Below are 25,919 nucleotides of genomic sequence, written 5' to 3' on the forward strand. Positions count from 1 at the left end.
GTGGACAACTACTGGGCGGTTCGCGGTGTTTCGTCAAGATCGGTAACGGGGTTGTGATCTGCGGCCAGAGCATCCAAGTGCCGTGCGCCGACCTCGCGTTCGGCTGCCAGTGAGATGAACTCGGCGATGCGGTCAGGGCCAACGAGGCGCCGTACGGCCTGAATCGTCTCGGCGGGGAGGGACACGGAACGGGTCTCGTCCGGGGCTTTCGGCTGTTCCCCCGCGCCGAGCCGGCGGCGCACCTCACGGGTGGCGAACAGGCGCATGGCACGGGCCAGTTCGGCGTCCACCGTCTGCCGGGCCAGGGGGCGCAGGCGCCGAACCAGCGAGGCGGCCTCGGCCGCGTCGGCGTCGGTGCGGTGGCCGGGGTCGTCGAGGTAGCGGGCGAAGACGTGCTCGGTGGTGAACTCCAGGAAACGGGAGGCTATGTGCTCGACCTGGAGTCTCAACTCCCGCAGGTGCTCGGAGATCGCGGAGAGTGGGACACCGGCCGCGTACAACTCGGCCGCCACAGCGAGCTCCTGGGGGCTCGGGACGAGGAAGGAGCCGGGGTCGTCGGCCATCGGTTCCAGTACGCCCAGTGCCACGGCCTCGGCCACGGCCGCGTCGTCGGGGGTGCCGCCGAAGCGGGCGTCCAGGTCGGCGCGGGTCAGGCGCACCGGTTCCTCGTCGCTCCAGGGGCCCTCGGCCTCGGTGACCAGCCCGAGGACGCCGGCCAGGCCGCGGCCGGTGTCCCAGGCGTCGAGCAACTCCTTGATGGAGGCCAGGGTGTAGCCGCGGGAGAGGAGGTCGGCGATCTGGTGGAGGCGGGTGAGGTGGACGTCGGAGTAGAGGTTGGCGCGGCCCTGGCGTTCGGGGCGGGGCAGGAGCCCCTTGTCCTGGTAGGCGCGGATGGTCCGGACGGTGGTGCGGGAGAGGCGGGCGAGGTCCTCGATGCGGTGGTTGGGGGTGGCCGGGGGGTCGGTCATGTGGGGCTCCTTGGCTGATAACCGGGGCGGGGGGCGGGGGCGGGGACGCTTGCCGGCGCCGGCCGGGTGCCGCTGCGCCACCCGTGCCGCCCCAGCGGCACGACTGCCCGCAGCTACGTGGCCTCGTAGGGAGCACGACTGCCGCAGCTGAGCAGCCTCGTAGGGAGCACGACTACAGCTTGGGCTCCACCCGGGCGATCCTCCTCAACACCCCCGGCGCCAGCCGCGAAAGCACCCGTGCCCCCCGCGCCTCCGGTGTGACCGGTACCACCGCGCGGTTGTGTTCCACCGCCTCCAGGATCGCCGAAGCGACCTTCTCCGGAGGGTAGTTGCGCATCCCGTACAGCCGGGCGGAGCGCTTCTGCCTGCGGCGCTGTTCCTCCTCGTCGACCCCGGTGAAGCGGGCCGTTGACGTGATGTTGGTGTTGATGAAGCCGGGGCAGATCGCTGTCACCCCGATGCGCCGGCCGGCCAGTTCGGCGCGCAGGCACTCGGAGAGCATCAGGACCGCCGCCTTGGAGGTGCTGTAGGCGGGCAGGGCGCGGGAGGGCTGGTAGGCCGCCGCCGACGCGACGTTCACGATGTGGCCGCCCTGGGCGCGGTCCGCCATCCGGGCCCCGAAGAAACGGCAACCGTGGATCACCCCCCAGAGGTTGACGTCCAGGACGCGCCGCCAGTCCTCCGTCGTCGTCGTGAAGAAGGAGCCGGACAGGCCGATGCCCGCGTTGTTGACCAGCACGTCCAGGACGCCGTACTCGCGGTGGACCTTCTCCGCGAGCTTCTCCATGGCCTGCTCGTCGGAGACGTCGGCCGTCTCCGCCCAGGCCTCCGCCGCGCCGATCAGCCGGGACAGCTCGGCGGTGCGGGCCGCCGCCTCCGCGTCCCGGTCCACCGCCACCACCCGCGCCCCCGCCTCCGCGAACGCGAACGCCGTAGCCCGCCCGATGCCGCTGCCCGCACCGGTGACCAGCACCAACTGGCCTGCGAACCGCTGGGCATGGCGGTCGGCGGGCTTCGGCTGCGACCCCGGGCCGTCCTCGACCGATCCCACGAACTCCTCGATCCAGGCAGCCACCTGGTCCGGCCGGGTGCGCGGGATCCAGTGCTTGTCCGGCAGGGTGCGGCGGGTGAGCCGGGGCACCCAGCGCTCCAGGTCGTCGTAGAGCCGCTCTGAGAGGAACGCGTCGCCGAGGGGCGTGATGAGCTGCACGGGCGCGTGCGCGTACGCGTCCTCGCGCGGGCGGCGCAGCCGGGCCCGCACGTTGTCGCGGTACAGCCAGGCGCCGTGTGCCGCGTCCGAGCGCAGGGAGGACGTGGGGTAGTCACCCGCGGGTAGCTTCTCCGCCCGTTGCAGAATGCCCGGCCAGGCCTTGCCGAGGGGGCCGCGCCAGGCCAGCTCGGGCAGGGCGGGGGTGTGCAGCAGGTACACGTACCAGGACTTGGCGCCCTGGCCGAGGAGCTGGCCCACCCGGCGGGGGGTCGGGCGCCGCACGCGCGCGTTGATCCAGTGCCCGAAGTGGTCCAGGGACGGCCCGGACATCGACGTGAAGGAGGCGATACGGCCCTCCGTGCGACCCACCGTGGCGAACTCCCAGGACTGCACCGAGCCCCAGTCGTGGCCGACGAGGTGCACCGGGCGGTCCGGGCTGACCGCGTCGACCACCGCCAGGAAGTCGTCCGTGAGCTTGGCGAGGGTGAAGCCGCCGCGCAGCGGCTTGGGGGCGGTGGAACGGCCGTGGCCGCGGACGTCGTACAGGACGACGTGGAAGCGCCCGGCGAGGCGGGCCGCGACCTCGGACCAGACCTCCTTGCTGTCCGGGTAGCCGTGGACGAGGACGACCGTCGGGTCCGCCGGGTCGCCCAGCTCCGCCACGCACAGGTCGATGCCGCCGGTATGCACCCGGCGCTCGCGCGCGCCTTCGATCCCGTTCACTTGTCCTCCGCCCAGCGCCGCACGTGCGGCAGATCGTCGTCCAGCCAGAAGGCGCTCTGCTCGGGGTCCCGGGAGTCGGTGACCACGAGGATCTCCTCGAACTTGGCGCCCGTGCCGCGGAAGCCGAGGTGCGGTTCGACCGCCCACAGGCCGGGCTGCGGCGGGTGGTCGGAGAAGCGGTACGGCGACCACAGGGGCGACCAGCCCTCGCGGTGCCCGTGCAGCGCGTCGGCCGCGAGGCCCTTCAGGGACTGGGTGCCGAACCCGAAGAGGTTCGGTGACCAGCGGCGCTGCTTCACCCTGTCCACCTTGTGGGCGATCACGCCGAAGGGGTACGCGCGGTGCCGGTTGGCGTAGCCCTGGCGGACCATGAGGCGGTCCACGTCCTCGTAGATCTCGCGCAGCGGGCGCCGCTCGCGCACCTCGCGCAGGATGAGCTCCCGGTGTGCCTCCAGGTCGGCCATCAGCCGGTCCTGGACGGGGTTGGGGCCGAGGGAGCCCGAGTAGCCGATGTCGGCCGTGTAACCCTCGTACACCGGGGCCAGGTCGAGGATGAACGGCATGCCGGGTGCCAGCCGGCGGTCGGTCGGGAAGAACTGCAGCGGTATGCGGAAGTCCGTGAACGCCGTGCGGTCGCCGAACCAGGCGAAGGGGAGGTGGAACCAGTCCCGCACGCCCCGGCCACGCAGCCACTCGCGCTGCATCCGGGCCGCCTCGCGCTCGGTGATCCCCGGCTCCAGTCCGGCCGCCACCGCCTCCGCGCACTCGTACGCGAGCCGCTGCACCCGCCGGAAACCCTCGAGCTCCGTGGCGCGTTCTTCCTTCGATGCCACTGCCGTCGCCATCCGTCCCGTCCCGTCCCCGTCTCCGTCGACTGCGGTACGTGCCCGTAACTTGACACTCGTGAATGTGACAGTTGTTAGAGTCGACGTCAATAGGCGGGGCAAGGCCTGTGGATAACTCTGCGTAGCTCTCAGGCAGGGGCTCCCCTAGGGCCCCGTAATACTCGAGAGTGATGTGAAGACGGCTCCAAGGTCTGACGACCGCGGTGGCGCGGGTCACTACCTTCTATGGCGTGACTGTGATCGCGACCGAAAGCCTGAGCAAGCGGTTCCCCCGGGTGACCGCGCTCGACCGGCTGTCCGTGGACATCGGACCCGGTGTGACCGGGCTCGTCGGAGCCAACGGCGCCGGCAAGTCCACCCTGATCAAGATCCTGCTGGGTCTGTCCCCCGCGACCGAGGGCCGCGCCGAAGTGCTCGGCCTCGACGTCGCGACCAAAGGCGCCGCCATCCGCGAGCGCGTGGGCTACATGCCGGAGCACGACTGCCTGCCGCCCGACGTCTCGGCCACCGAGTTCGTCGTGCACATGGCCCGCATGTCCGGCCTGCCGCCTGCCGCCGCCCGCGAGCGCACCGCCGACACCCTGCGCCACGTCGGGCTCTACGAGGAGCGGTACCGCCCCATCGGCGGCTACTCCACCGGCATGAAGCAGCGCGTGAAGCTCGCCCAGGCCCTGGTGCACGACCCGCAGCTGGTCTTCCTCGACGAGCCGACCAACGGGCTCGACCCGGTCGGCCGCGACGAGATGCTCGGCCTGATCCGTCGCATCCACACCGACTTCGGCATCTCGGTCCTGGTCACCTCGCACCTGCTCGGCGAACTGGAACGCACCTGCGACCACGTGGTCGTCGTCGACGGCGGCAAGCTGCTGCGCTCCAGCTCCACCACCGACTTCACGCAGTCCACGACCACCCTCGCCATCGAGGTCACCGACAGCGACGAGCACCCGGACGGCACCCGCGCGGTCCGCGACGCGCTCCACGCGCGCGGGGTGGAGACGGACAACGAGGGCGGCGGCCTCCCCGGCGCCGGCCACATCCTGCTGCTCACCGCCCAGGGCGAGGAGACCTACGACCTCGTCCGCGACGTCGTCGCCGACCTCGGGCTCGGCCTGGTGCGCATGGAGCAGCGCCGGCACCACATCTCCGAGGTCTTCACCAGCGACGACGAGCAGCGGAAGGAGGCGACCGTCCATGGCGGTTGACCAGCCCATCGCGGGACCGGGTGGCCAGTCCCGCATCCACGACATCGGCTACCGCGGCTACGACGGCCCGCGCCTCGGCCGCGGGTACGCCCGCCTGTCCCTGTACTCGCAGACCCTGCGCGGCTCCTACGGCCTCGGCCGCTCGGTGAAGTCCAAGGTGCTGCCGATGCTGCTGTTCGCGGTGATGTGCGTGCCGGCGGCCATCATGGTCGCCGTCGCCGTCGCCACCAAGGCGCACGACCTGCCGGTCACCTATACGCGGTACGCGATCATCATGCAGGCCGTCATCAGCCTGTACGTCGCCTCGCAGGCCCCCCAGGCGGTCTCCCGCGACCTGCGCTTCAAGACCATCCCGCTGTACTTCTCGCGGCCCATCGAGACCGCCGACTACGTCCAGGCCAAGTTCGCGGCCCTCGCCTCCGCGATGTTCATCCTGACCGGCGCCCCGCTGGTCGTGCTGTACCTGGGCGCCCTGCTCTCCAAGATGGACTTCGCCCACCAGACCAAGGGGTTCGGCCAGGGACTGGTATCGGTGGCCCTGCTCTCCCTTCTCTTCGCCGGCATCGGCCTGGTCATCGCGTCGGTCACCCCGCGCCGCGGCTTCGGCATCGCCGCCGTGATCGCCGTACTGACCATCTCCTACGGCGCGGTCTCCACCCTCCAGGCCATCGCCGACTCCCAGGGCAGCACCGGCGCCATCCCGTGGATCGGTCTGTTCTCGCCGGTCACCCTGATCGGCGGCCTGAGCACCGCCCTGCTCGGCGGCACCAACACCTTCCCGGGCGGCGACGGTCCCTCCCACGCCCAGGGCGCCGTGTACCTGCTCGTCGTCCTCGGCCTCATCGCCGCCTGCTACGGCCTTCTGCTGCGCCGCTACAAGAAGGTGGGACTGTGACCACGCTCTCCATCGACCACGTCTCCCGCTGGTTCGGCAACGTGGTCGCCGTCAACGACATCACCATGACCATCGGCCCCGGCGTCACCGGCCTCCTCGGCCCCAACGGCGCCGGAAAGTCCACCCTCATCAACATGATGGGCGGCTTCCTCGCCCCCTCCACCGGCACGGTCACCCTCGACGGGCAGCCCACCTGGCGCAACGAGGCCATCTACCAGCACATCGGCATCGTTCCCGAGCGCGAGGCGATGTACGACTTCCTCACCGGCCGCGAATTCGTCGTCGCCAACGCCGAGTTGCACGGCCTCGGCGCCAAGGCCGCCCAGAAGGCCCTCGCCACGGTCGAGATGGAGTACGCGCAGGACCGCAAGATCTCGACGTACTCCAAGGGCATGCGCCAGCGCGTGAAGATGGCGTCCGCCCTGGTCCACGACCCCTCGCTGCTCCTCCTCGACGAGCCCTTCAACGGCATGGACCCGCGCCAGCGCATGCAGCTCATGGAACTGCTGCGGCGGATGGGCGACGAGGGCCGCACGGTTCTGTTCTCCTCCCACATCCTCGAAGAGGTCGAGCAGCTCGCCTGGCACATCGAGGTCGTGGTCGCCGGACGGCACGCGGCCAGCGGCGACTTCCGCAAGATCCGCCGCCTGATGACCGACCGCCCGCACCGCTACCTGGTCCGCTCCAGCGACGACCGCGCCCTCGCGGCCGCCCTCATCGCCGACCCGTCCACCTCGGGCATCGAGGTCGACCTCGCCGAGGGTGCGCTGCGCATCCAGGCCGTCGACTTCGGCCGATTCACCGCCCTGCTGCCCAAGGTCGCCCGCGACCACGGCATCCGGCTGCTCACGGTCTCGCCGTCCGACGAGTCCCTCGAATCCGTGTTCTCGTATCTGGTCGCGGCGTAGGAGGCCGAAGATGTACGACCCCACAGTCGCCCGGCTCACCTACCGGGCCCTGCTCGGCCGCCGTCGGGCCCTCATCCTGGGCGCCCTGCCACTGCTGCTGATCGCGATCTCCGTCGTCGTCCGCGGCCTCGCCGGCGCCGACGACCAGACGGCCGCCGACCTGCTCGGCGGCCTCGGGCTCGCCACCATGGTGCCGATCATCGGCGTCATCGCCGGCACCGGCGCGATCGGCCCGGAGATCGACGACGGCTCGGTGGTGTACCTGCTGTCCAAGCCGATCAAACGCCCGACGATCATCTTCACCAAGCTGATCGTGGCGATCGCCGTGACCATGGTGTTCTCGGCCCTGCCGACGTTGATCGCGGGATTCATCCTCAACGGCAACGGCCAGCAGATCGCCGTCGCCTACACGGTCGCCGCGCTGGTCGCCTCCATCGCCTACGCCGCGCTCTTCCTGCTGCTCGGCACGGTGTCGCGGCACGCGGTGGTCTTCGGGCTCGTCTACGCCCTGGTCTGGGAGGCCCTGTTCGGCTCCCTGGTGCCCGGAGCGCGGACGCTGAGCGTCCAGCAGTGGTCCCTGGCGGTCGCCCACAAGGTGACCGGCGGCGACCTGGTCACGTCCGACGTCTCCCTGACGACGGGCACGGTGCTGCTGGTCGTGGTGACCGTCCTGGCCACCTGGTACGCCGGTCAGAAGCTGCGCTCACTGACGCTTGCGGGCGAGGAGTAGACGCCCGCTTTATTGACGGGGACTTCACCCGGGCTCGGGCACACTGGGCAAAGGGGATGTTCCGTGGAGAGGAACGGGGATGGCTGAGCTTGTCGGAGACGGCGACTGGGACGAGGTCGCCCTGGACGAGGAGTTCATACGGTCCGCGGGGACTTCGGAGCCTTCCGCGCGAGCGCGGATGCTTGCGGCTCGCTGGAAGGCCGAGAAACCCGAGCCGCAGCCGTGGCGCTCGGACGAGCCGCCGGCGGGATGGCTTTTCAGCAAGGGCCGGCGTAAGTGGTGGCGCCGGTAGGTGGTTCTTCGGCTGCGGGCCGGTGGGGGCCGGTCGCGCAGTTCCTCCCCCAGGTACCCCCAGCGCCCCTTGCCGGGGCGCTCCAGTTGACGCCAGTTAATTCGGTGGCGGCCAACTCGGCTCAAAGGCACAGTTGTTGTGTCAGCCCACGAGCCGGGAGAGGAGCCGGACGATGTCCATGCACGACAGTACGTCCCGCTCCCGTCAGGGCAGCCGTCGGCGGATCGCCGTGTAGCTGCCCGGGGCGGCCGCTTCGAGCACGCGATGGTCGCTCTCGCGTGGGCCGCCCACCCGGAGGATTGGCCGAGTGGTAAGGCACCGGCTTGCTAAGCCGTGGTCGGGCCTGGAAAGCCCGCGCACGTTCGATCCGTGCATCCTCCGCAGAACTTGTAAGCGTGCATGAGTGGTCCCACCGAAGGGGCGCTGGGGGTACCCCCGGCCGAAGGCTGGGGGAGGAACTGCGCGACCAGCCCCCACGCACCCACAGACAAAGGACGGGCCTCAGCCCAGCAGACGCTCCACGACCACCGCGATCCCGTCCTCCTCGTTGGAAGACGTCACCTCGTCCGCCACGGCCTTCAGCTCCTCATGGGCGTTGGCCATGGCCACTCCCCGAGCCGCCCAGGCGAACATCGGGATGTCGTTCGGCATGTCGCCGAAGGCGATCGTGTCGGCGGACTTGAGGCCGAGGCGACGCGCGGCCAGGGAGAGACCGGTCGCCTTCGAAAGACCGAGCGGGAGCAGTTCCACGATGCCCTCGCCCGCCATGGCCACCGTGACGAAGCCTCCGGCCGCCTGCCGGGCCGCTTCCGCGAGTTCGTCGTCGGAGAGCTGCGGGTGCTGTATGTAGATCTTGTTCAGCGGCGCCGCCCAGAGGTCGGCCACGTCCGTGAAAGGGACCGACGGGAGGTGGCCCGTCACCGCGTACCCCGGCCCCACCAGCACGTCGCCGTCTAGGCCGTCACGGCTCGCCGCCAGATGCAGCGGGCCGACCTCCGCCTCGATCTTTGCGAGGGCGACCGCGGCCAGCTGCCGGTCCAGTGTCACGGAGGTGAGGAGGCGGTGCGCCCCGGCGTCGTACACCTGCGCCCCCTGGCCGCAGACGGCGAGGCCGTCGTAGCCGAGGTCGTCGAGGATGTGCCGGGTCCAGGGGACCCCGCGGCCGGTGACGACGATGTGCGCGGCGCCCGCCGCGGTGGCCGCGGCGAGCGCTTCACGGGTGCGCGGGGAGACCGACTCGTCGGAGCGCAGCAGCGTCCCGTCGAGGTCGGTGGCGATCAGCCCGTAGGGGAAGGTCACCGGGACACCGGCTCCAGGACCTCCCGGCCGCCCAGGTACGGGCGCAGCACCTCGGGCACGTACACCGAGCCGTCGGCCTGCTGGTGGTTCTCCAGGATCGCCACGATGGTGCGCGGTACGGCGCACAGGGTGCCGTTGAGCGTGGCCAGCGGCTTGACCTGCTTGCCGTCGCGGACCCGGATGGACAGTCGGCGGGACTGGAACTCGGTGCAGTCCGACGTCGAGGTCAGCTCGCGGTACTTGCCCTGGGTCGGGATCCACGCCTCGCAGTCGAACTTGCGGGCGGCCGAGGCGCCGAGGTCACCGGTGGCGACGTCGATGACGCGGAACGGCAGCTCCAGCGAGGTCAGCCACTGCTTCTCCCAGGCCAGCAGCCGCTGGTGCTCCGCCTCCGAGTCCTCGGGGGCGACGTAGGAGAACATCTCCACCTTGTCGAACTGGTGGACGCGGAAGATGCCCTTGGTGTCCTTGCCGTGCGAGCCGGCCTCGCGGCGGAAGCAGGGGGAGAAGCCGGCGTAGCGGAGGGGCAGGCGCTCCGCTTCGATGATCTCGTCCATGTGGTACGCGGCGAGCGGGACCTCGGACGTGCCGACCAGGTAGAGGTCGTCCTTGTCGAGGTGGTAGACGTCCTGGGCCGCCTGGCCGAGGAAGCCGGTGCCCGCCATGGACTGCGGGCGGACCAGCGCCGGGGTCAGCATCGGCGTGAAGCCGGCCTCGGTGGCCTGCGCGATCGCCGCGTTGACGAGCGCCAGCTCCAGCAGGGCGCCGACACCGGTCAGGAAGTAGAAGCGGGAGCCGGAGACCTTGGCGCCGCGCTCGACGTCGATCGCCCCGAGCAGCTGGCCCAGCTCCAGGTGGTCCTTGGGCTCGAAGCCCTCGGCGCCGAAGTCCCGGATCGTGCCGTGCTCCTCGAGGGTGACGAAGTCCTCCTCGCCGCCGACGGGCACGTCGGGGTGGACGAGGTTGCCGAGCCGGAGCAGCAGCTCCTGGGTCTCGGCGTCGGCCGCGTCGCGCTCGGCGTCGGCGGCCTTGACGTCGGCGGCGAGCTGGCCGGCCTTCTTCAGCAGCTCGGCCTTCTCGTCACCGGAGGCCTTGGGGATGAGCTTGCCGAGCGACTTCTGCTCGTTGCGCAGCTCGTCGAAGCGGACGCCGGAGGACCTGCGCCGCTCGTCGGCGGAGAGGAGGGCGTCGACGAGCGCGACGTCCTCTCCACGGGCGCGCTGGGACGCGCGCACACGGTCGGGGTCCTCACGGAGCAGGCGAAGGTCAATCACGGAGCCAAGGCTACCGGTGCGGGGTTGCCGCCCACGAATCACTATTCACACGTGTTCCGAATCGCGGCTTACGTTCCGTTATGGGGTAATTGCCGAGCGTGTCAATAAAAAGTGTCTCACTCCCCGGGACGGGGCAGGCGTGCGGCCTGCGGTTGACTGGATTCCCTTGTGGAGACCGGGACTTGCAGGCGCGGTTGTCCACAGGAATCCCCGCCCTCCCGAGAGTTATCCACAGGGTGTGTGGACGAGGTGTGGACTCCGGAATTGATCACTCCGCGAGCGGTGCGTGAAGAGAGGAATTCCCACATCAAACCGGGACAACACCCCCTTTCGAGTGGAAAGGCGTCGCTCCAAAAGATGAACCATGGGAAACGAGTGGACGAAGGGTGATGTGGGCGGCCGAGGCCGCGCCGACGGCCCGTGGGCCGATTTGTCGACAGGCTCATGTGTTGCTGTCGACTTGTCCCCAGGTCGAGATGGGCACCTGTGGATAACCCCTGTGGATAACGAAGATACGAGGGTACGACCGGCTAGAAACGGCCGTCCTGGCAGCGCGCCACCCAGTCCGAGGCCGCCACGAACTCCTCGTCCGACGTCCCCGGCAGCGTGGGCCCCACGGTCTCGCCCGGCCCGACGTCCGCCCGCGGGTAGGAGCCCAGGAACCGGACCTGGCGGCAGATCCGCTTCAGCCCCATCAGGGCCTCCGCCACCCGCCGGTCGGAGATGTGGCCCTCGGCGTCGATGCAGAAGCAGTAGTTGCCGATGCCGGCGCCGGTCGGCCGGGACTGCAGCAGCATGAGGTTGATGCCCCGGGTGGCGAACTCGCCGAGCAGGTCGCGGAGCCCACCGGGGTGGTCGTCGTTCTGCCAGAGCACGACCGAGGTCTTGTCCGCGCCGGTCGGGGCCGCGGGCCGGGCCGGGCGGCCGACCAGGACGAACCGGGTCTGCGCGTTCTCCGCGTCGTGGATCCCGGTCTCCAGGGCCTCCAGACCGTACCGCTCGGCCGCGAACTCGCCCGCGAAGGCCGCGTCGTAACGGCCCTCCTGGACCAGGCGGGCACCGTCCGCGTTCGAGGCGGCGGACTCCCAGACGGCGTCCGGGAGGTGGGCCCGCAGCCAGTTGCGGACCTGCGGCTGGGCGACCGGATGGGCGGTGACCGTCTTGATCTCGGAGAGCTTGGTGCCAGGCCGGACCAGCAGCGCGAAGGTGATCGACAGCAGCACCTCGCGGTAGATCATCAGCGGCCTGCCCGCGACCAGCTCGTCGAGGGTCGTGGTGACCCCGCCCTCGACGGAGTTCTCGATCGGCACGAACGCGGCCTCGGCCTCGCCGTTGCGTACGGCGTCCAGCGCGGACTGGACGGAGACGTACGGGATGAGCTCCCGGGTGGCGGCCTCCGGAAGCGTGCGCAGGGCGACTTCGGTGAAGGTGCCTTCGGGACCGAGATACGCATAGCTCGCTGGCATGTCCCTCACCCTAATGGGCGCGGGGAGACGCGGCTCACTTGTCTCACCGGATCCACTCGACCGGGTGGTTTGAAACCCGGAAACGCACCAATAGTGATCAGAAACCACTCTGCCATCGCTGCGACAGACGGATGTCACCCCTCCAGCAGCCGCTGCCCGACATACTCCCCGGCGGCCGCACCGCCCGGCACCGCGAACAGGCCGCTCGCCTCGTGCCGGATGTACTGCGAGAGCGCGTCCCCGCGGTCCAGTTTCCGCTGCAGCGGCACGAACCCGCGCAGCGGATCCGCCTGCCAGCAGACGAAGAGCAGCCCCGCGTCCGGTGTCCCGTCCGCGTCGATGCCGTCGTGGTACGAGAACGGGCGCCGCAGGATCGCCGCGCCCCCGTTCTGGTCGGGCCGGGTGATCCGGGCATGCGCGTTGATCGGGACGACGTACTCCCCGTCCGCCCTGGCCTTCTCCAGGTCCATCGCCGTCGTCTCGGTGCCCCCGGTCAACGGCGCCCCGTTCGACTTCTTCCGCCCGATCACGTTCTCCTGGGCCGCGAGCGACAGCTTCTCCCAGTCGTCGAGGAGCATGCGGATCCGGCGTACGACGGCGTAGGAGCCGTTCGCCATCCAGGCGGGGTCGCTCGAACTGTTCGCCGGCACGAAGATCCGGCGGTCGAAGTCCGAGTCCGTCGGCTTCGGATTGCGGGTGCCGTCCAGCTGGCCCATGAGGTTGCGGGCCGTCATGGGGTGCGCGGTGGCGCCCGGGGTGCGGTTGAAGCCGTTCATCTGCCAGCGGACCTTCGCCGCGCTGCCCGCGTCCTTCTGTATCGCCCGCAGGGCGTGGAAGGCGACCAGGGCGTCGTCGGCGCCGATCTGCACCCACAGGTCGCCGTTGCTGCGCGACCTGTCGAGGTGGTCCGAGGAGAAGTCGGGCAGCGGGTCCAGCGAGGAGGGCCGCTGTTTCTCCAGGCCGGTACGGGTGAAGAAGCTGTTGCCGAAGCCGAAGGTGACCGTCAGCGCAGAGGGACCCGCATCGCGGGCCACGTCCGTGTCGTCCTGCGTCATCGGCTCGCCCGCCATCAGCCGCTCGGCCGTCGTCGACCAGCGGCGCAGCAGCGCGGCGGCCTCGCTGCGGCCCGCGCCCGCCGCCAGGTCGAAGGCGACGAGATGGCCGCGCGCCTGGAGGCCCTCGGTGATGCCCGGCTGATGTTTCCCGTGAAACATCGCCCGGTCGGAGCCGACCGAGCTGAGCGGGGCGGCCTGGGCGGGGGCGGCCGCGTAGCCGACGCCCGCGCCCGCGGCGCCGAGTACGAGTCCGGTGGCTCCGGCGGTGCCGAGCAGGGCGCGTCGGGTGACGCCCCCGGCCGGGGGAGCATCGGCGGCTGCGGTGCGGTCCTCGGTGACGGACTGGGACTGTTCGGGCATGGTGCGGTTCAGCCGATCTGCGCGCTCTTGGAGACGGTCACCTGGTCGATGTCGGAGGTCCGCACGGTGACGGAGACCTTCCAGTCGCCGGCGATGGGGATCTGCACCCCGTTGGCCGCCCAGTGTCCGGTGGTGATGTGGTCGGGGTTCACGGGAATCGGCCCGAGCTTCTTGGCGTCGAGGGTGAAGGCGACCTTCACCTCGGGGATGTCGAAGGCCCGGCCGTTGGGACGCTGGACGTAGACGTGCATCTCGTTGCTGCCGACGGTCGCGGGGTCCAGGTCGACGCGGACGACGCCCTTGCCGTCCTTGCCGCCGGTGTCGAAGGACATGTCGAGGGTCAGCGCGCCCGAGGACGAGTTCGACGCGGAGGAGGACGAGGCGGCCGCGGTGGCGGCCTTGGCGTCCTGCTCGGTACGGCCGGGCTCGGTCTGTGTCAGCACGGTCGTGACCGCGAGCAGGGCGACGGCGACCCCGGCCTCGGCCAGCACCGAGCGGCGCAGGCCGAAGCGGTGCGGGTCGGCGTCCCGGAGCCGCTTCTGCCGGGCGGTCTCCATGGCGGACTGCTGCCGGGCGAGCTGGGCGGCGCGCCCTGGGTCCTCGTCGGTGGCCATGGCCTTGCCGGAGACGCCGGTGCCGCCGGTGCCGCCGGAGACGGCGGGAACACCGGTGCCGGACTTGGTGGCCTTGCCGGAGGCCTCCTTCGTGGCGGCGGACGCCTTGACCGTCTCCTTGGTCTCCGCCTCCTCCGCCGCCTCTTCCTCCACCGTCTCTTCGGCGGTCTCCGTCACCCCCGCAGCCGCGAGCCGCCCCGTCCACCGTCGCGAGATGGACGCGATGCCGACGAGCAGCGCCACGAGCCCGATCTTGACCAGCAGCAGCTCGCCGTACGCCGTGTCGGTGAACGCCGACCAGGAGCCGAGCTGGCGCCAGGACTGGTAGATGCCGGTGGCGACCAGTGCGAGCACCGACCCGAAGGCGACCCGGGAGAAGCGCTGTACGGCGGCGGACGCGACCGGGGTGTCGGCGGGCGCCCGGTAGAGGGCGACCAGCAGGGCGGTGAGCCCGCCCAGCCAGGTGGCGACGGCGATCAGGTGGATGACGTCGACCGGCATCGCGATGCCCGGCTGGAGTCCGGTGGAGGCGTGCTCGGCCATGGCCCAGCTCGCCGCGAGCCCGGCGGCCACGACGGTTCCGCCGACGGCCAGCCCGAAGGTCAGGTCGCGCTTCTCCTCGTCCTCGCGCTTGTCGTAGGCGCCGAACAGCACGGCGATGAAGAGGGCGGCCGCCGCGAGCAGCAGCAGCCGGGAGACCAGGGCCGCCCCGGGCTTGGTCTGCAGCACCTGGCCGAGGAGGTTCAGGTCGAAGATGTCGCCGACGCTGCCGGAGGTCGTGTAGGAGCCGCGCAGGAGCAGCAGCCAGAGGGTGGCCGCGGTGAGCGTCAGCCAGCCGCCGACGACCAGGCGCTGCATGGCCCGCACCCCGGAGCCACGCTGCCAGCAGGCGAGGACGAAGGCGGCGCCGCCGACGAGCACGATGTACCCGGCGTACGACATGTACCGCCCGAAGCCGTAGAGCCAGCCGACGACCCCGCCGCCCGCCTCCTTGTCCCCGACCGAGGCGACGGTCCTGGAGGGCGCCCCGACGGAGAAGGTGAAGGCGCCGGCGACGGGATGGCTGTCCGCCGAGACGACCTGCCAGGCGACGGTGTACGTGCCCTTGCCCAGCCCGCTCTTGAGCTGCACGCCGTACGTCGTCCCGCTCAGGTTGTCGGGCTTGGCGAGGTCGACCCGCTTGCCCTGGGGGTCGAGGACCCGGATCGAGTTGTTGTTCATCGAGACGTTCTCGGAGAACGTGAGCGAGACCTGGTCGGGCGCCTTGGTGACCACCACCCCCTGGGAGGGGTCGCTGCCGGTCAGCGCGGCGTGCGCCGAGGCCGGCCCGGCGCCGGCCAGCAGCGCGCCGGTGACGGCGAGGAACAGCAGCACCAGGGTGCGCAGGCGGGGGGTGATGGTCCGCATCAAGGTCGGTCCTCCCTCAGTGTCCGGTCGACGGGTTGTACGTGGCGGACTTCACCGGCATCTCGACGGTGAGCGGACCGGATTCGGCGAACTTGAGTTTCAAGGTGATCGTGTCGCCCTGCTCCGGGCGGTGCTTCAGCTTCTCGAACATCAGATGGTTGCCACCACTTTTGAACACGAGTTGACCGTGTGCGGGCACCTCGAAGGAGTTGACCTCCTCCATCGCCCCGCCGTTGGTCTCGTGCATGGTGATCTCACCGGCGGAGTCGCTGGTGACGGAGGTGAGCTCGTCCTTCGTGCCGCCCTTGTTGGTGATCGTCAGGAATCCGGCGGCCATGTCGGCGGAGACCGGCTGGGGCATGTAGGAGGCCTGGACGGACAGCTCGGTCCCCGAGGAGCCCGAAGAGCCCGAGCCGCCCGAGGAGCCCGAGCCGCCGCAGCCCGCGAGGGCGAGCGCCCCCGCGACGGCTATCGCGGTCAGGGCGAGGCGTTTCCCGGGGTTCCCGGGCCTCGCGGGGTTCATGGACTTCACGGGTTCTCCCCCTGGATGAGCTTGGGGAGGTCCTTGGTGTAGTCGTCGACGGTGGCGTTCTCGCCGTACAGGACGTATCCGCCGTCGGTCTTCGGTGAGAACGCGATGACCTGGGTGCCGTGCACCGAGACGACCTTGCCGGTCTTCTTGTCCTTGTGGGTCGGCTCGATGGAGATGCCGAGGGTGCGGGCACCGGCCTGGATGGTGGCGAAGTCGCCGGTCAGCCCGACGAAGCTCGGGTCGATGCCCTTGAGCCACTTGCCGAGCTCGGACGGGGTGTCGCGGGCCGGGTCGGTGGTGACGAACACGACCCGGAGCTTCGCCTGGTCGGCCTTGGACAGCGCCTTCTTGGCGACCGCGAGGTTGTTCATGGTCAGCGGGCAGACGTCGGGGCAGTGCGTGTAGCCGAAGTAGATCAGCGTCGGCCTGCCCTTGGTCTCCGCGCGCAGGTCGTACTTCTTGCCCTGGGTGTCGGTGAGCACCAGGTCGGGCTTCTCGAACGGCGTGTCCAGGATGGTCGCGGCCTTGTTCGAGGTGTCCCCGGAGACCACGGTGACGGGTGACTTCGCGTCGTTGTCGCCGCTGCCGCAGGCGGAGAGGGTCAGGGTGGCGGCGGCGAGCAGCGCGGCCGCGGCGAACGTCTTCTTGCGCATACGAAAATGTCCCAGATGTGAGAGATCCGGCGCGCACCGGGGGGCCGTACGACAGCTGCCCGACAGCTGTCACAGCGTCGCACGACCCCCCGTGCGCGTTACGGACGCGGAACTCAGGCCTCGGTGCCGGTGGTGGACCGGCGGCGGCCGGCGAGGACGCCGTAGGCGACCCCGGCCGCACCGACGGCGATGCCTACGACGCCGAGGACGCGGGCGGTGGTGTCGGTACCGCTCGAGGAGCCGGAGTCGTCGGAAGATGCCGTGGTCTCGGTCGTGGCCGCGGTGTCCTCGGCCGTCGTCGAGCCGTGGTGATCATCGGTGGCGGCGGACAGCGCGAGGACCGGGGCCGGGTTCTCCGGCTCGTCCTGGCCCTTTTGCTGGACCTCGATCCACCGGACGACCTCCTTGTTGGAGTACGTCTGGACGGCCTTGAAGACCAGTTCGTCGGTGTTCTCGGGCAGGGCGCCCACGGAGAGCGGGAACTTCTGGAAGTAGCCCGGCTCGATGCCCTTGTCCTCGGCGGTCCAGGTGACCTTGGTGACCGCCTGGTCGATCTTCTCGCCGTGCATCTCCAGCGGCTTGGCCAGCTTGGACTTGGTGACGTCGATCTTCCAGCCGGCCATCGGCTGCGGCATCACGGACGCGATCGGGTGGTCGGCGGGGAAGTTGACCTCGACCTTGGTGGTCGAGGCGCTGTCGCGCTCGTTGGGGACCTTGAAGTCGATGACCGCGTAACCGCCCTTGGCGGCGGTGCCCTCGGGCTGCACGCTGACGTGCGCGAACGCGGGCGAGGAGACGGCCAGTACGGCCGTACCCGTGACGGCGGCGACGGCGATGACGCGCGATGCCTTCATGGCGGACACGGCGGACACGGCGGTCATGACGGAAGCCTTCATGGCAGGAGCACTCCACTCCGAGTGAGTTCTGTCGTTGAGGGGGCGCGTGGAGACCCGAAAGCCCGAAGCCCGAAGGCCCGAAACCCGATGCCGGAAGCACCGAAGTGTCGAAGCACCGAAGCCGGAAATCGGACAGGGCCGACGGAAAGCGCACGCGCGCGTGCCGCACGACGGCGGCAGGTCCCTCCGGTCCGGGCAGACCCCGGGGAGTGCTCTGGGCGCGTCGTGTCAGGCGGCGAGAACGAGTACGGCGGCGGCCACCGGCGGCCCGCGCCGGATCACGGAGTGCTGGAGTTCGACGGTGCGCGGGGCCGGAGGTATGTCCCAGGCACCGCGACGGACACGCGCGGGCGCCTCGGGCACGGCCACGAGCCCGGCGCACAGGGCGCGCGCGAGCGCGAGCGCCCCGCGCAGGGCACGGATCAGCGCCCCCTCGGCGACCCCGTGCGCCGAATCGGCCGACAACTGGATCAGCCGCAGCAGCGCCAGGTCACCCCGGCGCAGCAGCCACCCGGCCACGACGGCCGCGAGAACGTGTCCGAGCAGCATGGGCACGGAGGGCAGCAGCGAACCGGAGGCCCCGGTGGCGTCCGCGGCATGGGCCGCCCCGCTCGTGCCGGTGGCCGGAACCGAGGTGCTGAGATGCGCGTCCGTGAGGATCTTGTAGGCGTGGGCGGGGCTGATCTGCGCGGCCCCGGCCCCGCACACCAGCCGTGCGGCTCGCTCCACCAGCGAGGCGTCGCTCATCGACGACATCGACGACATCGACGACATCGACATCGCGCCGCCGGACATCGCGGAACCGCCGTGCTGACCCAGCCCGAACAGGGTGTGCAGGACGGTCTGCACCACCGCGAGCAGGGCCACGATCCCTGGCAGCGAGCGGGCCCGGCCGGTCAGCGGGGCGACGAGCGCCAGAGTGCCCAGGAAGCCCGCGCCGAGCGTCCACAGCGGAACGGTCGCGCAGGAGGCCAGGGTGTGCCCCGCCGCGGCCAGCACGACGCACAGCGCGGCGAACACCGCGGCCCGCAGGAGCCGCAGTCCGCTTCCGGTGCGCGCCGCGCGCGGGTGGGGGGCAGTCATGGCGCGCTCATCATCGCACTGGACCCGCACCCGTCTTGCGTCAGGTCCGGAAGATTCCTTTACACGAAGACTCCGTTGCGCCCAGGACGGTGATCGAGAAAAAGAACCGAAAGATCATCCTTGTGGTGAACTGCCCGCTCATACACCGAAACCTCCACCCGCGCATCCCCCGGATGGGCGTTCTCACATGAACGGAGTGCTTACACCCGTGCACGGGTGGCAATAGGTATCGGTATGTCGAGCCGCAGCCAGGAGGCTGGAGCATGAGCATCTGGTGGTCACTCCATCTGCGGCGTGAGGCCGCGAGCGTGCCGCTCGCCCGCCGACTGCTGATCGGCACGATGGAGACGGCGGGCGTCGACCCCGACATCTCCTTCGACCTCTCCGTCGCCCTCAGCGAGGCCTGTGCGAACGCCGTCGAGCACGGCGGGGCCGGCCGTACGTCGGAGGCGTACCGGGTCACCGCCTACCTGGACGGCGAGAAGTGCCGTATCGAAGTGGCCGATTCGGGACCGGGGCTCGCGCCGGGGTTCGCCCGTACCCAGGACATCAGGCCCGCCCGTCCCGACGCCGAGAACGGGAGAGGCCTCTGTCTCATCAGAGAACTCGCGGATCACGTCCACATCGGCAACAAGCCCGGCCGCGGCGGCACCGTGGTCAGCTTCGACAAGATTCTCAAGTGGAAGAAAGATCCTTCCCTGCTTTCGGCATGACTCTCGCTCCGGCATAACACCCGCGCTAGGGTGCGCGCATGATTCTCGGAAAGATTAAAGAAAGCCTGCTCGTCCCCGGCGTGATATTGCGTCCCATTGCCGTCGGCGACGCGAAAGCGCTGTGCGCCGCATACGTCGGCAGCAGACGTCATCTCGAGCCCTGGGAACCGGTCAGACCCGAGTCCTTCTTCACCGTCGACGGCCAGGCCGAACGCATCGACGGCCTGCTCGGACAGGCCGCGGACGGCCTCGTGGCCCCCTGGCTCATGGAGTCGGCCGAGGACGGCCGGATCGTCGGGGCGATCACCCTTTCCGGGATTTCCCTGGGTCCTTTCTGCAGTTCTTACGTCGGCTATTGGGTGGCCGGTGATCAACAGGGCCGCGGTCTGGCCACCGCCGCCCTGGAACGGGTCTGCGAGATCGCCCGGGATGTGGTGGGGCTTCACCGGATCGAGGCGTCCACGCTGATCGAGAACACGACGTCCCAACGCGTGCTGAAGAAATGCGGGTTCGAGACCATCGGGGATGCCCCGCAGTATCTGCACATCAATGGAGAATGGCGGGACAGCAGGCTGTTCCAGCGGATCCTGCACGACCGCGCCCCGGCGCTGTGACCAGTGGCTTCCCGACTGGTTCAGCCTCCTGGGCGTTCACAGGCCGTTGCCAGCCTCTGCCCATGCCCCTGACAAACGGCGTTCCTAGCTTCGTCGGCCATGACGGGAAACCGCAAGAACACGTCGATCACCCGCCGCCCGCCGAGCGACGGACCAGGCGGCAGCGCCTCCCCTTCGGCCTCCGCCGCCTCATAAGGTAAGGGACATGACAAGCCGCGAGGACGACGCGCTGGCCCAGGCCGCCGTGGCCGCGCTCACCGGTCAGCTGGCCCTGGCCCCCAAGCCGGGCCTGCCCGACCCGCGTGACCTGGACGCCCGCAGTACGCGCCGGGAGCACGACAGTCTGCGCTGGTCGGCCAGGGCGCTGGTGCCCGGACTCGCGGCGATGGCCGCCTCCGCCCGCCGTACCGGCGAAGCCACACCGGTGCTGCGGGCGGAACTCGGCGCGATCGGCCGGTGCACCGAGCACTCGGTCGGCCTGGCCGGCGGCGGCCACAAGGGCGCCCTGTGGGCCCTCGGCTTCCTGGTCGCCGCGGTCGCCCTGGACCCCCGCGCCAAGGCCCGCGAGATCGCCCTGAACGCACGGAAGATCGCCGCGTTCAACGACAAGGGCGCCCCCAAGCGCCCCTCCCGGGGTTCGTCGATCTCCGTCAAGTACGGCGCGGCCGGTGCCCGGGGTGAGGCCCGGGCCGGATTCCCGCACGTGCGCAGGGCCCTGGACGCCCTCACCACGGCCCGCACGGCGGGCGCCACCGAGAACCAGGCCCGCCTCGACGCCTTACTCACCGTGATGTCCACGCTCCAGGACACCGAACTTCTCTACACCGCGGGCCCACTGGGCCTGCGCCAGGTCCAGGCGGGGGCGCGCGCGGTACTGGAGGCGGGCGGTACGGCGACAGAGGCGGGCGCGGCGGCACTGGCAGCCATGGACGCCGACCTCCACGAACGAGGCTGGAGCCCGAGGGGCAGCGCGGGCCTGCTGGCGGGAGCGTTGTTCTTGGACGCCCTGCCTTCTCTGTGACGCCCCGACTGGAGCGCCCCCCCAAGGGGCGTGGGGAACCGCGCGAGCACCCCCCACCACCCGCAGAACGCAATGATGGCCGGGCACCCCTTGGCACCCGGCCATTCACCTCACACGTCAGCCCTTGAGCGAAGCCATCCAGGCCTCCACCTCGTCCGACCGACGAGGCAGCCCGGCGCTCAGGTTCCGGTTCCCGTCGGCCGTCACCAGGATGTCGTCCTCGATCCGGACGCCGATCCCCCGGTACTCCTCCGGCACGGTCAGGTCGTCGGCCTGGAAGTACAGCCCCGGCTCGACGGTCAGCACCATCCCCGCCTCCAGGACGCCCTCCACATACGTCTCGGTCCGCGCGGCAGCACAGTCGTGGACGTCGAGCCCGAGCATGTGCCCGGTGCCGTGCAGCGTCCACCGGCGCTGCAGGCCCAGCTCCAGCACCCGCTCCACCGGCCCCTGAACGAGCCCCCACTCGACGAGCCGCTCGGCCAGCACCCGCTGCGCGGCATCGTGGAAGTCGCGGTACTTGGCGCCCGGCTGCACCGCCGCGATACCGGCCTCCTGGGCGTCGTACACGGCGTCGTAGATCTTCTTCTGGATCTCGCTGTACGTGCCGTTGATCGGCAGCGTCCGCGTGACGTCGGCGGTGTACAGGCTGTGCGTCTCGACGCCTGCGTCCAGCAGGAGCAGGTCGCCGGAGCGCACCGGGCCGTCGTTGCGGACCCAGTGCAGTGTGCAGGCGTGCGGGCCGGCCGCGCAGATGGAGCCGTAGCCGATGTCGTTGCCCTCCACGCGCGCGCGGAGGAAGAAGGTGCCCTCGATGTAGCGCTCGCTGGTGGCCTCGGCCTTGTCGAGGACCTTCACGACGTCCTCGAAGCCGCGGACCGTGGAGTCGACGGCCTTCTGCAGCTCGCCGATCTCCCAGTCGTCCTTGACCAGCCGGGCCTCGGAGAGGAAGACCCGCAGCTCCTCGTCGCGCTCGGCGGTGACCTTGTCCGTCAGCGCGGCCTGGATGCCGGCGTCGTACCCGCGGACGACCCGCACCGGGCCGGTGGCCTCGCGGAGCTTGTCGGCCAGCTCGCGCACGTCGGCGGCGGGGATGCCGTAGAGCGCCTCGGACTCGGTGAGGGAGTGGCGGCGGCCGACCCACAGCTCGCCCTGGCCGGAGAGCCAGAACTCGCCGTTCTCACGGTCGGAGCGGGGCAGCAGGTAGACGGTGGCCACGTGGCCGTCGTCCTTCGGCTCCAGGACGAGTACGCCGTCCTCGGTCTGGTTGCCGGTCAGGTAGACGTACTCGACGGACGCCCGGAACGGGTAGTCCGTGTCGTTCGAACGGGTCTTCAGGTTGCCGGCCGGGATCACCAGGCGCTCGCCCGGGAAGCGGGCGGACAGCTCGGCGCGGCGGCGGGCGGTGTGCCCGGCCTGCTCGACGGGCTGGAGATCGCGCAGCTCCGTGTCGGCCCAGCCGGACTTCATGCTCTCGGCGAGCTCGTCGGACACGCCCGGGTACAGGCCGTTCTTGCGCTGCTTGATCGGCTCTTCCGACTCGGTCTCCGGGGTCTCCGGATTTTCCGGGGTGAGCTCGTCGGACACGGTTATCCTCCTCGACACTGCAGTGGATCCCGTCCATCGTACGGTCGTACCGGACGGCGTCCCAGGGACGCGGGGCCCGCGGCCGTGTGAGGTGTGCGCGCTTCCGCCGTGCTCCGTCTTGTTGACTGACCGGTCAGTCGAAGCGGGCCGCCAGCAGGACCACGTCCTCCTCGGTGTCGGCCTCGGCCAGGCCGTCCGGCAGCACCGTGCGCAGGACGTGGTCGGCGATCGCGCCGGGGTCGCGGCGCAGTGCGTGCGGGACGCTCGCGGCGGCGGTGTGCAGCCGGGCGAAGGCGCGGTCCATGGGGTCGCCGGTGCGGTGCAGCAGTCCGTCGGTGTAGAGGAGCACGGTCTCGCCGGCCTCCGCCTCGATCTCCACGCTGGGCGCCTCCCAGCAGGCGAGCATGCCGAGCGGTGCGGACACCGAGGTCTCCGCGAACTGCGTGCGGTGCTCCCCGATCAGCAGCGGCGGGCTGTGCCCTGCCCCGGCGAGGGTGACCTTGCGCAGCGCGGGCTCGCAGTAGGCGAACAGGGCGGTGGCGGAGCGGGCCGGCTCGGTCAGCCGCAGCAGCAGCTCCAGATCGGAGAGGACCGCGACCGGGTCCTCGCCCTCCATCACGGCGTACGCCCGCAGCGAGGCGCGCAGCCGGCCCATCGCGGCGACCGCGCTCGGCCCGGAGCCGGTGACCGAGCCGACGGCGAGGCCGAGGGCGGCGTCGGGCAGCGGCAGCGCGTCGTACCAGTCGCCGCCGCCGCGCGGGCCGGTGCGGTGCCGGGCGGCGAGCTGGACGCCGGCCACCCGGGGCAGCCGGGAGGGGAGCAGTTCCTCGGCGATGGTCGCCATGCACGCGCGCGTGCGCTCGACCTCCAGCAGCCTGGCCAGGTGCGCGGCCGCGTGCCTGACGTACAGGCCGGCCAGATGGCGCCGGCGCTCGTCGGGCTGGGCCGGCTCGTCGTACAGCCAGGCGACCGAGCCGAGGCGGTCGGCGACGCCGGTGACGAGGGGGAGCGCGTAGCTGGCGGCGTAGCCGAGGCGGACGGCGACCTCGCGGTGGCGCGGGTCGAGGCCGTCCTCGGCGAACAGGTCGGGGTGCGCGGTCTCGGCGGCGGTACCGGTGTCGTACGGCAGCGCGCCGCGCGGGACGGTCTCCAGGTGGCCGAGGTCGGCGCGGCCGAGCCCGAGGCCGAGCGTGGTGTGCGGGCCCAGCCCGTCGGCGGGCTCCAGCGCCGCCACCCCGCGCCGGGCGCCCACCAGGGCGGCACCGGCGCACAGCAGTTCGTGGAGGGCCTGCTCCAGCGCGTCGGTCCGGGCGAGCCGTTCGGTCAGTTCGTGGAGGGTGGTGAGGTCGGAGACCCAGCCGGCCAGCCGGTCCTGGAGGACGGTGCCGGGTGCCGGGGCGGCGGGGGCCTTGGGGACCGCAGGTGCGGCCGGGGCGGGGGGGACCGGCGCGACAGTGTGGGCGGGAGTGGGGACCGTTGAATCGATTCCAGCCACTTTCGGAGGGTGCGGGGCGTTCATCGCGTCCGGCTTTCAGACCTGTGCGTATTGCTCAAAAGCATCGCAAACCCCCATGTCTTTCTGCGCCGCCGGCGGTGTCTCCACATGTACACGCACTCGTGAGGGGATGTCCAGCATTGTCCTGCTGGGATTCCTGGTGTCCGTGGGTCCCTTGAGGTGTTCTCAAGGGGTTCTTCCGGACCGCTTGCACAAAGGCAAAGTTGGCTTAAAACTGACTCGGGCAACGGTTCATTGCGGTCGACTGGCCTTGCTCCACGGAGCGTCACAGCGGTCGTGATGGGTACGTACTCGGAGAAGGCCAGGGGTGGTTGGGGACCACCCGGAACCTGGCGACGGACCCGGGCGTCTTAACCACCGACGACCGTGCCCCATCCTCCCGTGGCGGAGGCGGAGAGAAACACTCGGAACGGCAAAACGCCAGACTTCGCCACCCCCACGCCGTGGCCGTGCTTTTGATAGACGCAGTACGAGACGCAGTACGTGCAGTACGCGGTACGAGCAGTACGACGCAGTTCTTGTGAACGCGGGCGCGGCCCCCGCTCGACCCCGATGGGGTTCCCCTTGCCCAGCGCAGGGGTGTGATGCGCCAACAGGTACGCACAGTGAAGTGATCGACACATGATGTGATGTGGTCCACGGTGTTGCCAGCGGTGCAACGGAAAGGAACGAGCGCTCATGCGCGAGATCCTCGGAAGGCGACGCAGGCTCCTGTCCAGGCGGAACGACAAGGGGCCTGAGCTTCTCGGCGCGGCCCTGACCTTCGCGACGGAATGGCAGTGGCCCGTACTCCCGGGCGTGGCTCCCGACCCTCAGGGGCGGGCCCGGTGCGCGTGTCCCGACCCCGAGTGCACGGTGCCCGGTGCACACCCCTTCGACCCCGGCCTGCTCGCCGCCACCACCGACGAGCGCATGGTCCGCTGGTGGTGGGGGAACCGGCCGACGGCCCCGATCGTCCTCGCCACCGGAGCCGCCGGCGGCAAGGCACCCTGCGCGGTCAGCCTGCCGGCCCTCGCCGCCTCCCGCGCCCTTGCTCTCCTCGACCGCCGTGGCATGCGCCTCGGCCCGGTGGTCGCCGCGCCCACCCGCTGGGCGCTGCTCGTCAAGCCGTACTCCATGGAGCAGCTGGGTGACCTGCTCTACGCCAAGGACTTCGTCCCCGGCTCGCTCCGCTTCCACGGCGAGGGCGGCTATCTCGCCCTGCCGCCCTCCGAGACCGGCCAGGGCGCCATCCGCTGGGAGCGGGCCCCGCTGCCCGGCTCGGCCAAGCCCTGGGTGCCCGATGTGGAGGCCGTGGTGGACGCCGTGGTCGACGCCCTCACCCGTACGGGTGTGAGCGCACCCGAGTTGTAGGGGTGTCGGGCGCGCGAACCCGGCTTGTCGCGTCCGTCTGGTTACCCTCCGCACATGAACGTGCGTCTCCTCGCCCTCGCGGGCGTCATGGTGTGCGCGGTAGCGCTGCCGCTGGCCGTGGCGTCCGCGGGACAGGTGGGCGACGCCGCCGTACCCGCCGCCCGGCACGACGACGAGAAGCTGCCGGTGCCCGTCCGGTCCCCGCTGGTGCTCGGTCTGGGTCTGGCCACGGCCGCCCGCTGCGGTCCCGAACTCACCTCGCCCGACGGCGTCGAGGCGCAGACCTGCGTGATGGCCCAGGGCGCGGACACCTGGGCGCGCACCTACTACCGCAACGCCACCGGCGCGGCCCTTGAGAGCGTGCTGAGCCTCCTCGGCCCGAACGGCCGCACCGTGCAGACGCACTGTGCCGCCGACGCCGCCGCCGACGACGAGCCCGCCACCTGTGAGACGCCCCGGGAGCACACCCGGGGCGCGCTGGACGCCTACACGGCCGTCACGGAGTTCGCGGCGCGCGACGGCGACGGCCCGCTGCTGCTGCGCTCCGCGAGCAACTCGGGGGACACCGGTGCGGGGGACTCCGCCGTGAGCAACTCCCAGCGGTCCAACGGGAGTTGACGATCCGCAACGGTCCGTACACCGGCGCGGGCATGAAAAGGCCCGGTTGCTGGCGACGGGGGATGCACCAGCAACCGGGCTACTG

General features: G+C 70.8%; 24 protein-coding genes and 1 tRNA gene. 11 read left to right on the plus strand and 14 right to left on the minus strand.

Annotated elements, in window-relative coordinates; genetic code table 11:
* Nucleotides 1-8 precede the first annotated feature (8 nt).
* The 3 genes from ACFY0K_RS31125 to ACFY0K_RS31135 form a co-directional block, all read right to left on the minus strand.
* Nucleotides 9-968: a MerR family transcriptional regulator gene (locus ACFY0K_RS31125; protein WP_390642599.1), complete on the minus strand. Its 960-nt coding sequence runs from the start codon at nucleotides 966-968 to the stop codon at nucleotides 9-11.
* Between the two features lie 172 nt (nucleotides 969-1,140).
* The gene (locus ACFY0K_RS31130; RefSeq protein ID WP_390642600.1) at nucleotides 1,141-2,901 is read right to left on the minus strand and encodes an SDR family oxidoreductase; all 1,761 of its coding nucleotides are present in this window, start codon (nucleotides 2,899-2,901) and stop codon (nucleotides 1,141-1,143) included.
* Nucleotides 2,898-3,746 (minus strand): M24 family metallopeptidase, encoded by an 849-nt coding sequence (locus ACFY0K_RS31135; RefSeq protein ID WP_390642601.1) that lies wholly within the window; start codon nucleotides 3,744-3,746, stop codon nucleotides 2,898-2,900. Before ACFY0K_RS31135 ends, ACFY0K_RS31130 begins: the two co-directional genes overlap by 4 nt.
* A 236-nt stretch (nucleotides 3,747-3,982) precedes the next feature.
* Between ACFY0K_RS31135 and ACFY0K_RS31140 the strand changes: the two genes are divergently transcribed.
* From ACFY0K_RS31140 to ACFY0K_RS31165, 6 genes are all read left to right on the plus strand, one after another.
* A complete protein-coding gene (locus ACFY0K_RS31140) occupies nucleotides 3,983-4,948 on the plus strand; it encodes an ABC transporter ATP-binding protein (protein ID WP_351494797.1) in 966 nt (321 codons plus the stop codon).
* The gene (locus ACFY0K_RS31145; RefSeq protein ID WP_352365689.1) at nucleotides 4,938-5,843 is read left to right on the plus strand and encodes an ABC transporter permease subunit; all 906 of its coding nucleotides are present in this window, start codon (nucleotides 4,938-4,940) and stop codon (nucleotides 5,841-5,843) included. The genes ACFY0K_RS31140 and ACFY0K_RS31145 overlap by 11 nt, the downstream gene beginning before the upstream one ends.
* Complete coding sequence (locus tag ACFY0K_RS31150; protein WP_351494730.1) at nucleotides 5,840-6,751, plus strand: ABC transporter ATP-binding protein; 912 nt, start codon at nucleotides 5,840-5,842, stop codon at nucleotides 6,749-6,751. Before ACFY0K_RS31145 ends, ACFY0K_RS31150 begins: the two co-directional genes overlap by 4 nt.
* Nucleotides 6,752-6,761: 10 nt before the next feature.
* Nucleotides 6,762-7,481, plus strand: coding sequence for an ABC transporter permease subunit (locus ACFY0K_RS31155; RefSeq protein WP_093500942.1), 720 nt, complete (start codon nucleotides 6,762-6,764; stop codon nucleotides 7,479-7,481).
* A 79-nt stretch (nucleotides 7,482-7,560) separates the two neighbouring features.
* Complete coding sequence (locus ACFY0K_RS31160) at nucleotides 7,561-7,773, plus strand: hypothetical protein (protein ID WP_390642602.1); 213 nt, start codon at nucleotides 7,561-7,563, stop codon at nucleotides 7,771-7,773.
* Between the two features lie 293 nt (nucleotides 7,774-8,066).
* Nucleotides 8,067-8,154, plus strand: a tRNA-Ser gene (locus ACFY0K_RS31165).
* 120 nt (nucleotides 8,155-8,274) lie between these two features.
* Here ACFY0K_RS31165 and ACFY0K_RS31170 read toward each other — a convergent pair.
* The 9 genes from ACFY0K_RS31170 to ACFY0K_RS31210 all read right to left on the minus strand — a co-directional run bounded on the left by ACFY0K_RS31170 (nucleotide 8,275) and on the right by ACFY0K_RS31210 (nucleotide 18,412).
* A complete protein-coding gene (locus ACFY0K_RS31170) occupies nucleotides 8,275-9,072 on the minus strand; it encodes an HAD family hydrolase (RefSeq protein WP_390642603.1) in 798 nt (265 codons plus the stop codon).
* Entirely contained in the window at nucleotides 9,069-10,346 is a 1,278-nt protein-coding gene (gene serS, locus ACFY0K_RS31175; protein WP_351956874.1) for a serine--tRNA ligase, read from the minus strand. Before serS ends, ACFY0K_RS31170 begins: the two co-directional genes overlap by 4 nt.
* 530 nt (nucleotides 10,347-10,876) lie before the next feature.
* The gene (gene pheA, locus ACFY0K_RS31180) at nucleotides 10,877-11,812 is read right to left on the minus strand and encodes a prephenate dehydratase (protein WP_390642604.1); all 936 of its coding nucleotides are present in this window, start codon (nucleotides 11,810-11,812) and stop codon (nucleotides 10,877-10,879) included.
* Between the two features lie 134 nt (nucleotides 11,813-11,946).
* Nucleotides 11,947-13,227 (minus strand): iron uptake transporter deferrochelatase/peroxidase subunit, encoded by a 1,281-nt coding sequence (efeB, locus tag ACFY0K_RS31185; protein ID WP_390642605.1) that lies wholly within the window; start codon nucleotides 13,225-13,227, stop codon nucleotides 11,947-11,949.
* Between the two features lie 8 nt (nucleotides 13,228-13,235).
* Complete coding sequence (locus ACFY0K_RS31190) at nucleotides 13,236-15,251, minus strand: copper resistance CopC/CopD family protein (RefSeq protein ID WP_390642606.1); 2,016 nt, start codon at nucleotides 15,249-15,251, stop codon at nucleotides 13,236-13,238.
* Nucleotides 15,252-15,264: 13 nt separating this feature from the next.
* Nucleotides 15,265-15,771, minus strand: coding sequence for a copper chaperone PCu(A)C (locus tag ACFY0K_RS31195; protein ID WP_390642734.1), 507 nt, complete (start codon nucleotides 15,769-15,771; stop codon nucleotides 15,265-15,267).
* Nucleotides 15,772-15,776: 5 nt separating this feature from the next.
* Nucleotides 15,777-16,433 carry an SCO family protein gene (locus ACFY0K_RS31200; RefSeq protein WP_390642607.1) on the minus strand — a complete coding sequence of 219 codons (657 nt, stop codon included), beginning with the start codon at nucleotides 16,431-16,433 and terminating at the stop codon, nucleotides 15,777-15,779.
* A gap of 113 nt (nucleotides 16,434-16,546) precedes the next feature.
* The gene (locus tag ACFY0K_RS31205) at nucleotides 16,547-17,287 is read right to left on the minus strand and encodes a YcnI family protein (RefSeq protein WP_351956916.1); all 741 of its coding nucleotides are present in this window, start codon (nucleotides 17,285-17,287) and stop codon (nucleotides 16,547-16,549) included.
* Between the two features lie 270 nt (nucleotides 17,288-17,557).
* Nucleotides 17,558-18,412: a hypothetical protein gene (locus tag ACFY0K_RS31210; protein WP_390642608.1), complete on the minus strand. Its 855-nt coding sequence runs from the start codon at nucleotides 18,410-18,412 to the stop codon at nucleotides 17,558-17,560.
* 263 nt (nucleotides 18,413-18,675) lie between these two features.
* On the opposite strand from ACFY0K_RS31210, the gene ACFY0K_RS31215 reads away from it, so the two are divergent.
* From ACFY0K_RS31215 to ACFY0K_RS31225, 3 genes are all read left to right on the plus strand, one after another.
* Nucleotides 18,676-19,125 carry an ATP-binding protein gene (locus tag ACFY0K_RS31215; protein ID WP_351956880.1) on the plus strand — a complete coding sequence of 150 codons (450 nt, stop codon included), beginning with the start codon at nucleotides 18,676-18,678 and terminating at the stop codon, nucleotides 19,123-19,125.
* 38 nt (nucleotides 19,126-19,163) lie between these two features.
* Entirely contained in the window at nucleotides 19,164-19,739 is a 576-nt protein-coding gene (locus ACFY0K_RS31220) for a GNAT family N-acetyltransferase (protein ID WP_390642609.1), read from the plus strand.
* 205 nt (nucleotides 19,740-19,944) lie between these two features.
* Nucleotides 19,945-20,760: a triphosphoribosyl-dephospho-CoA synthase gene (locus ACFY0K_RS31225; protein WP_390642610.1), complete on the plus strand. Its 816-nt coding sequence runs from the start codon at nucleotides 19,945-19,947 to the stop codon at nucleotides 20,758-20,760.
* A 117-nt stretch (nucleotides 20,761-20,877) separates the two neighbouring features.
* Here ACFY0K_RS31225 and ACFY0K_RS31230 read toward each other — a convergent pair whose 3' ends face one another.
* Nucleotides 20,878-22,347, minus strand: coding sequence for an aminopeptidase P family protein (locus ACFY0K_RS31230; RefSeq protein ID WP_390642611.1), 1,470 nt, complete (start codon nucleotides 22,345-22,347; stop codon nucleotides 20,878-20,880).
* A 133-nt stretch (nucleotides 22,348-22,480) separates the two neighbouring features.
* Nucleotides 22,481-23,866, minus strand: coding sequence for a PP2C family protein-serine/threonine phosphatase (locus tag ACFY0K_RS31235; protein WP_390642612.1), 1,386 nt, complete (start codon nucleotides 23,864-23,866; stop codon nucleotides 22,481-22,483).
* A 675-nt stretch (nucleotides 23,867-24,541) separates the two neighbouring features.
* On the opposite strand from ACFY0K_RS31235, the gene ACFY0K_RS31240 reads away from it, so the two are divergent.
* On the plus strand, nucleotides 24,542-25,216 hold the full coding sequence (locus ACFY0K_RS31240; protein WP_390642613.1) for a bifunctional DNA primase/polymerase: 675 nt from the start codon (nucleotides 24,542-24,544) through the stop codon (nucleotides 25,214-25,216).
* A 54-nt stretch (nucleotides 25,217-25,270) separates the two neighbouring features.
* Complete coding sequence (locus ACFY0K_RS31245) at nucleotides 25,271-25,834, plus strand: hypothetical protein (protein ID WP_390642614.1); 564 nt, start codon at nucleotides 25,271-25,273, stop codon at nucleotides 25,832-25,834.
* Nucleotides 25,835-25,919: the final 85 nt, after the last annotated feature.

The sequence above is a fragment of the Streptomyces sp. NPDC001507 genome, assembly GCF_042894765.1.
Taxonomy (GTDB): Bacteria; Actinomycetota; Actinomycetes; order Streptomycetales; family Streptomycetaceae; genus Streptomyces.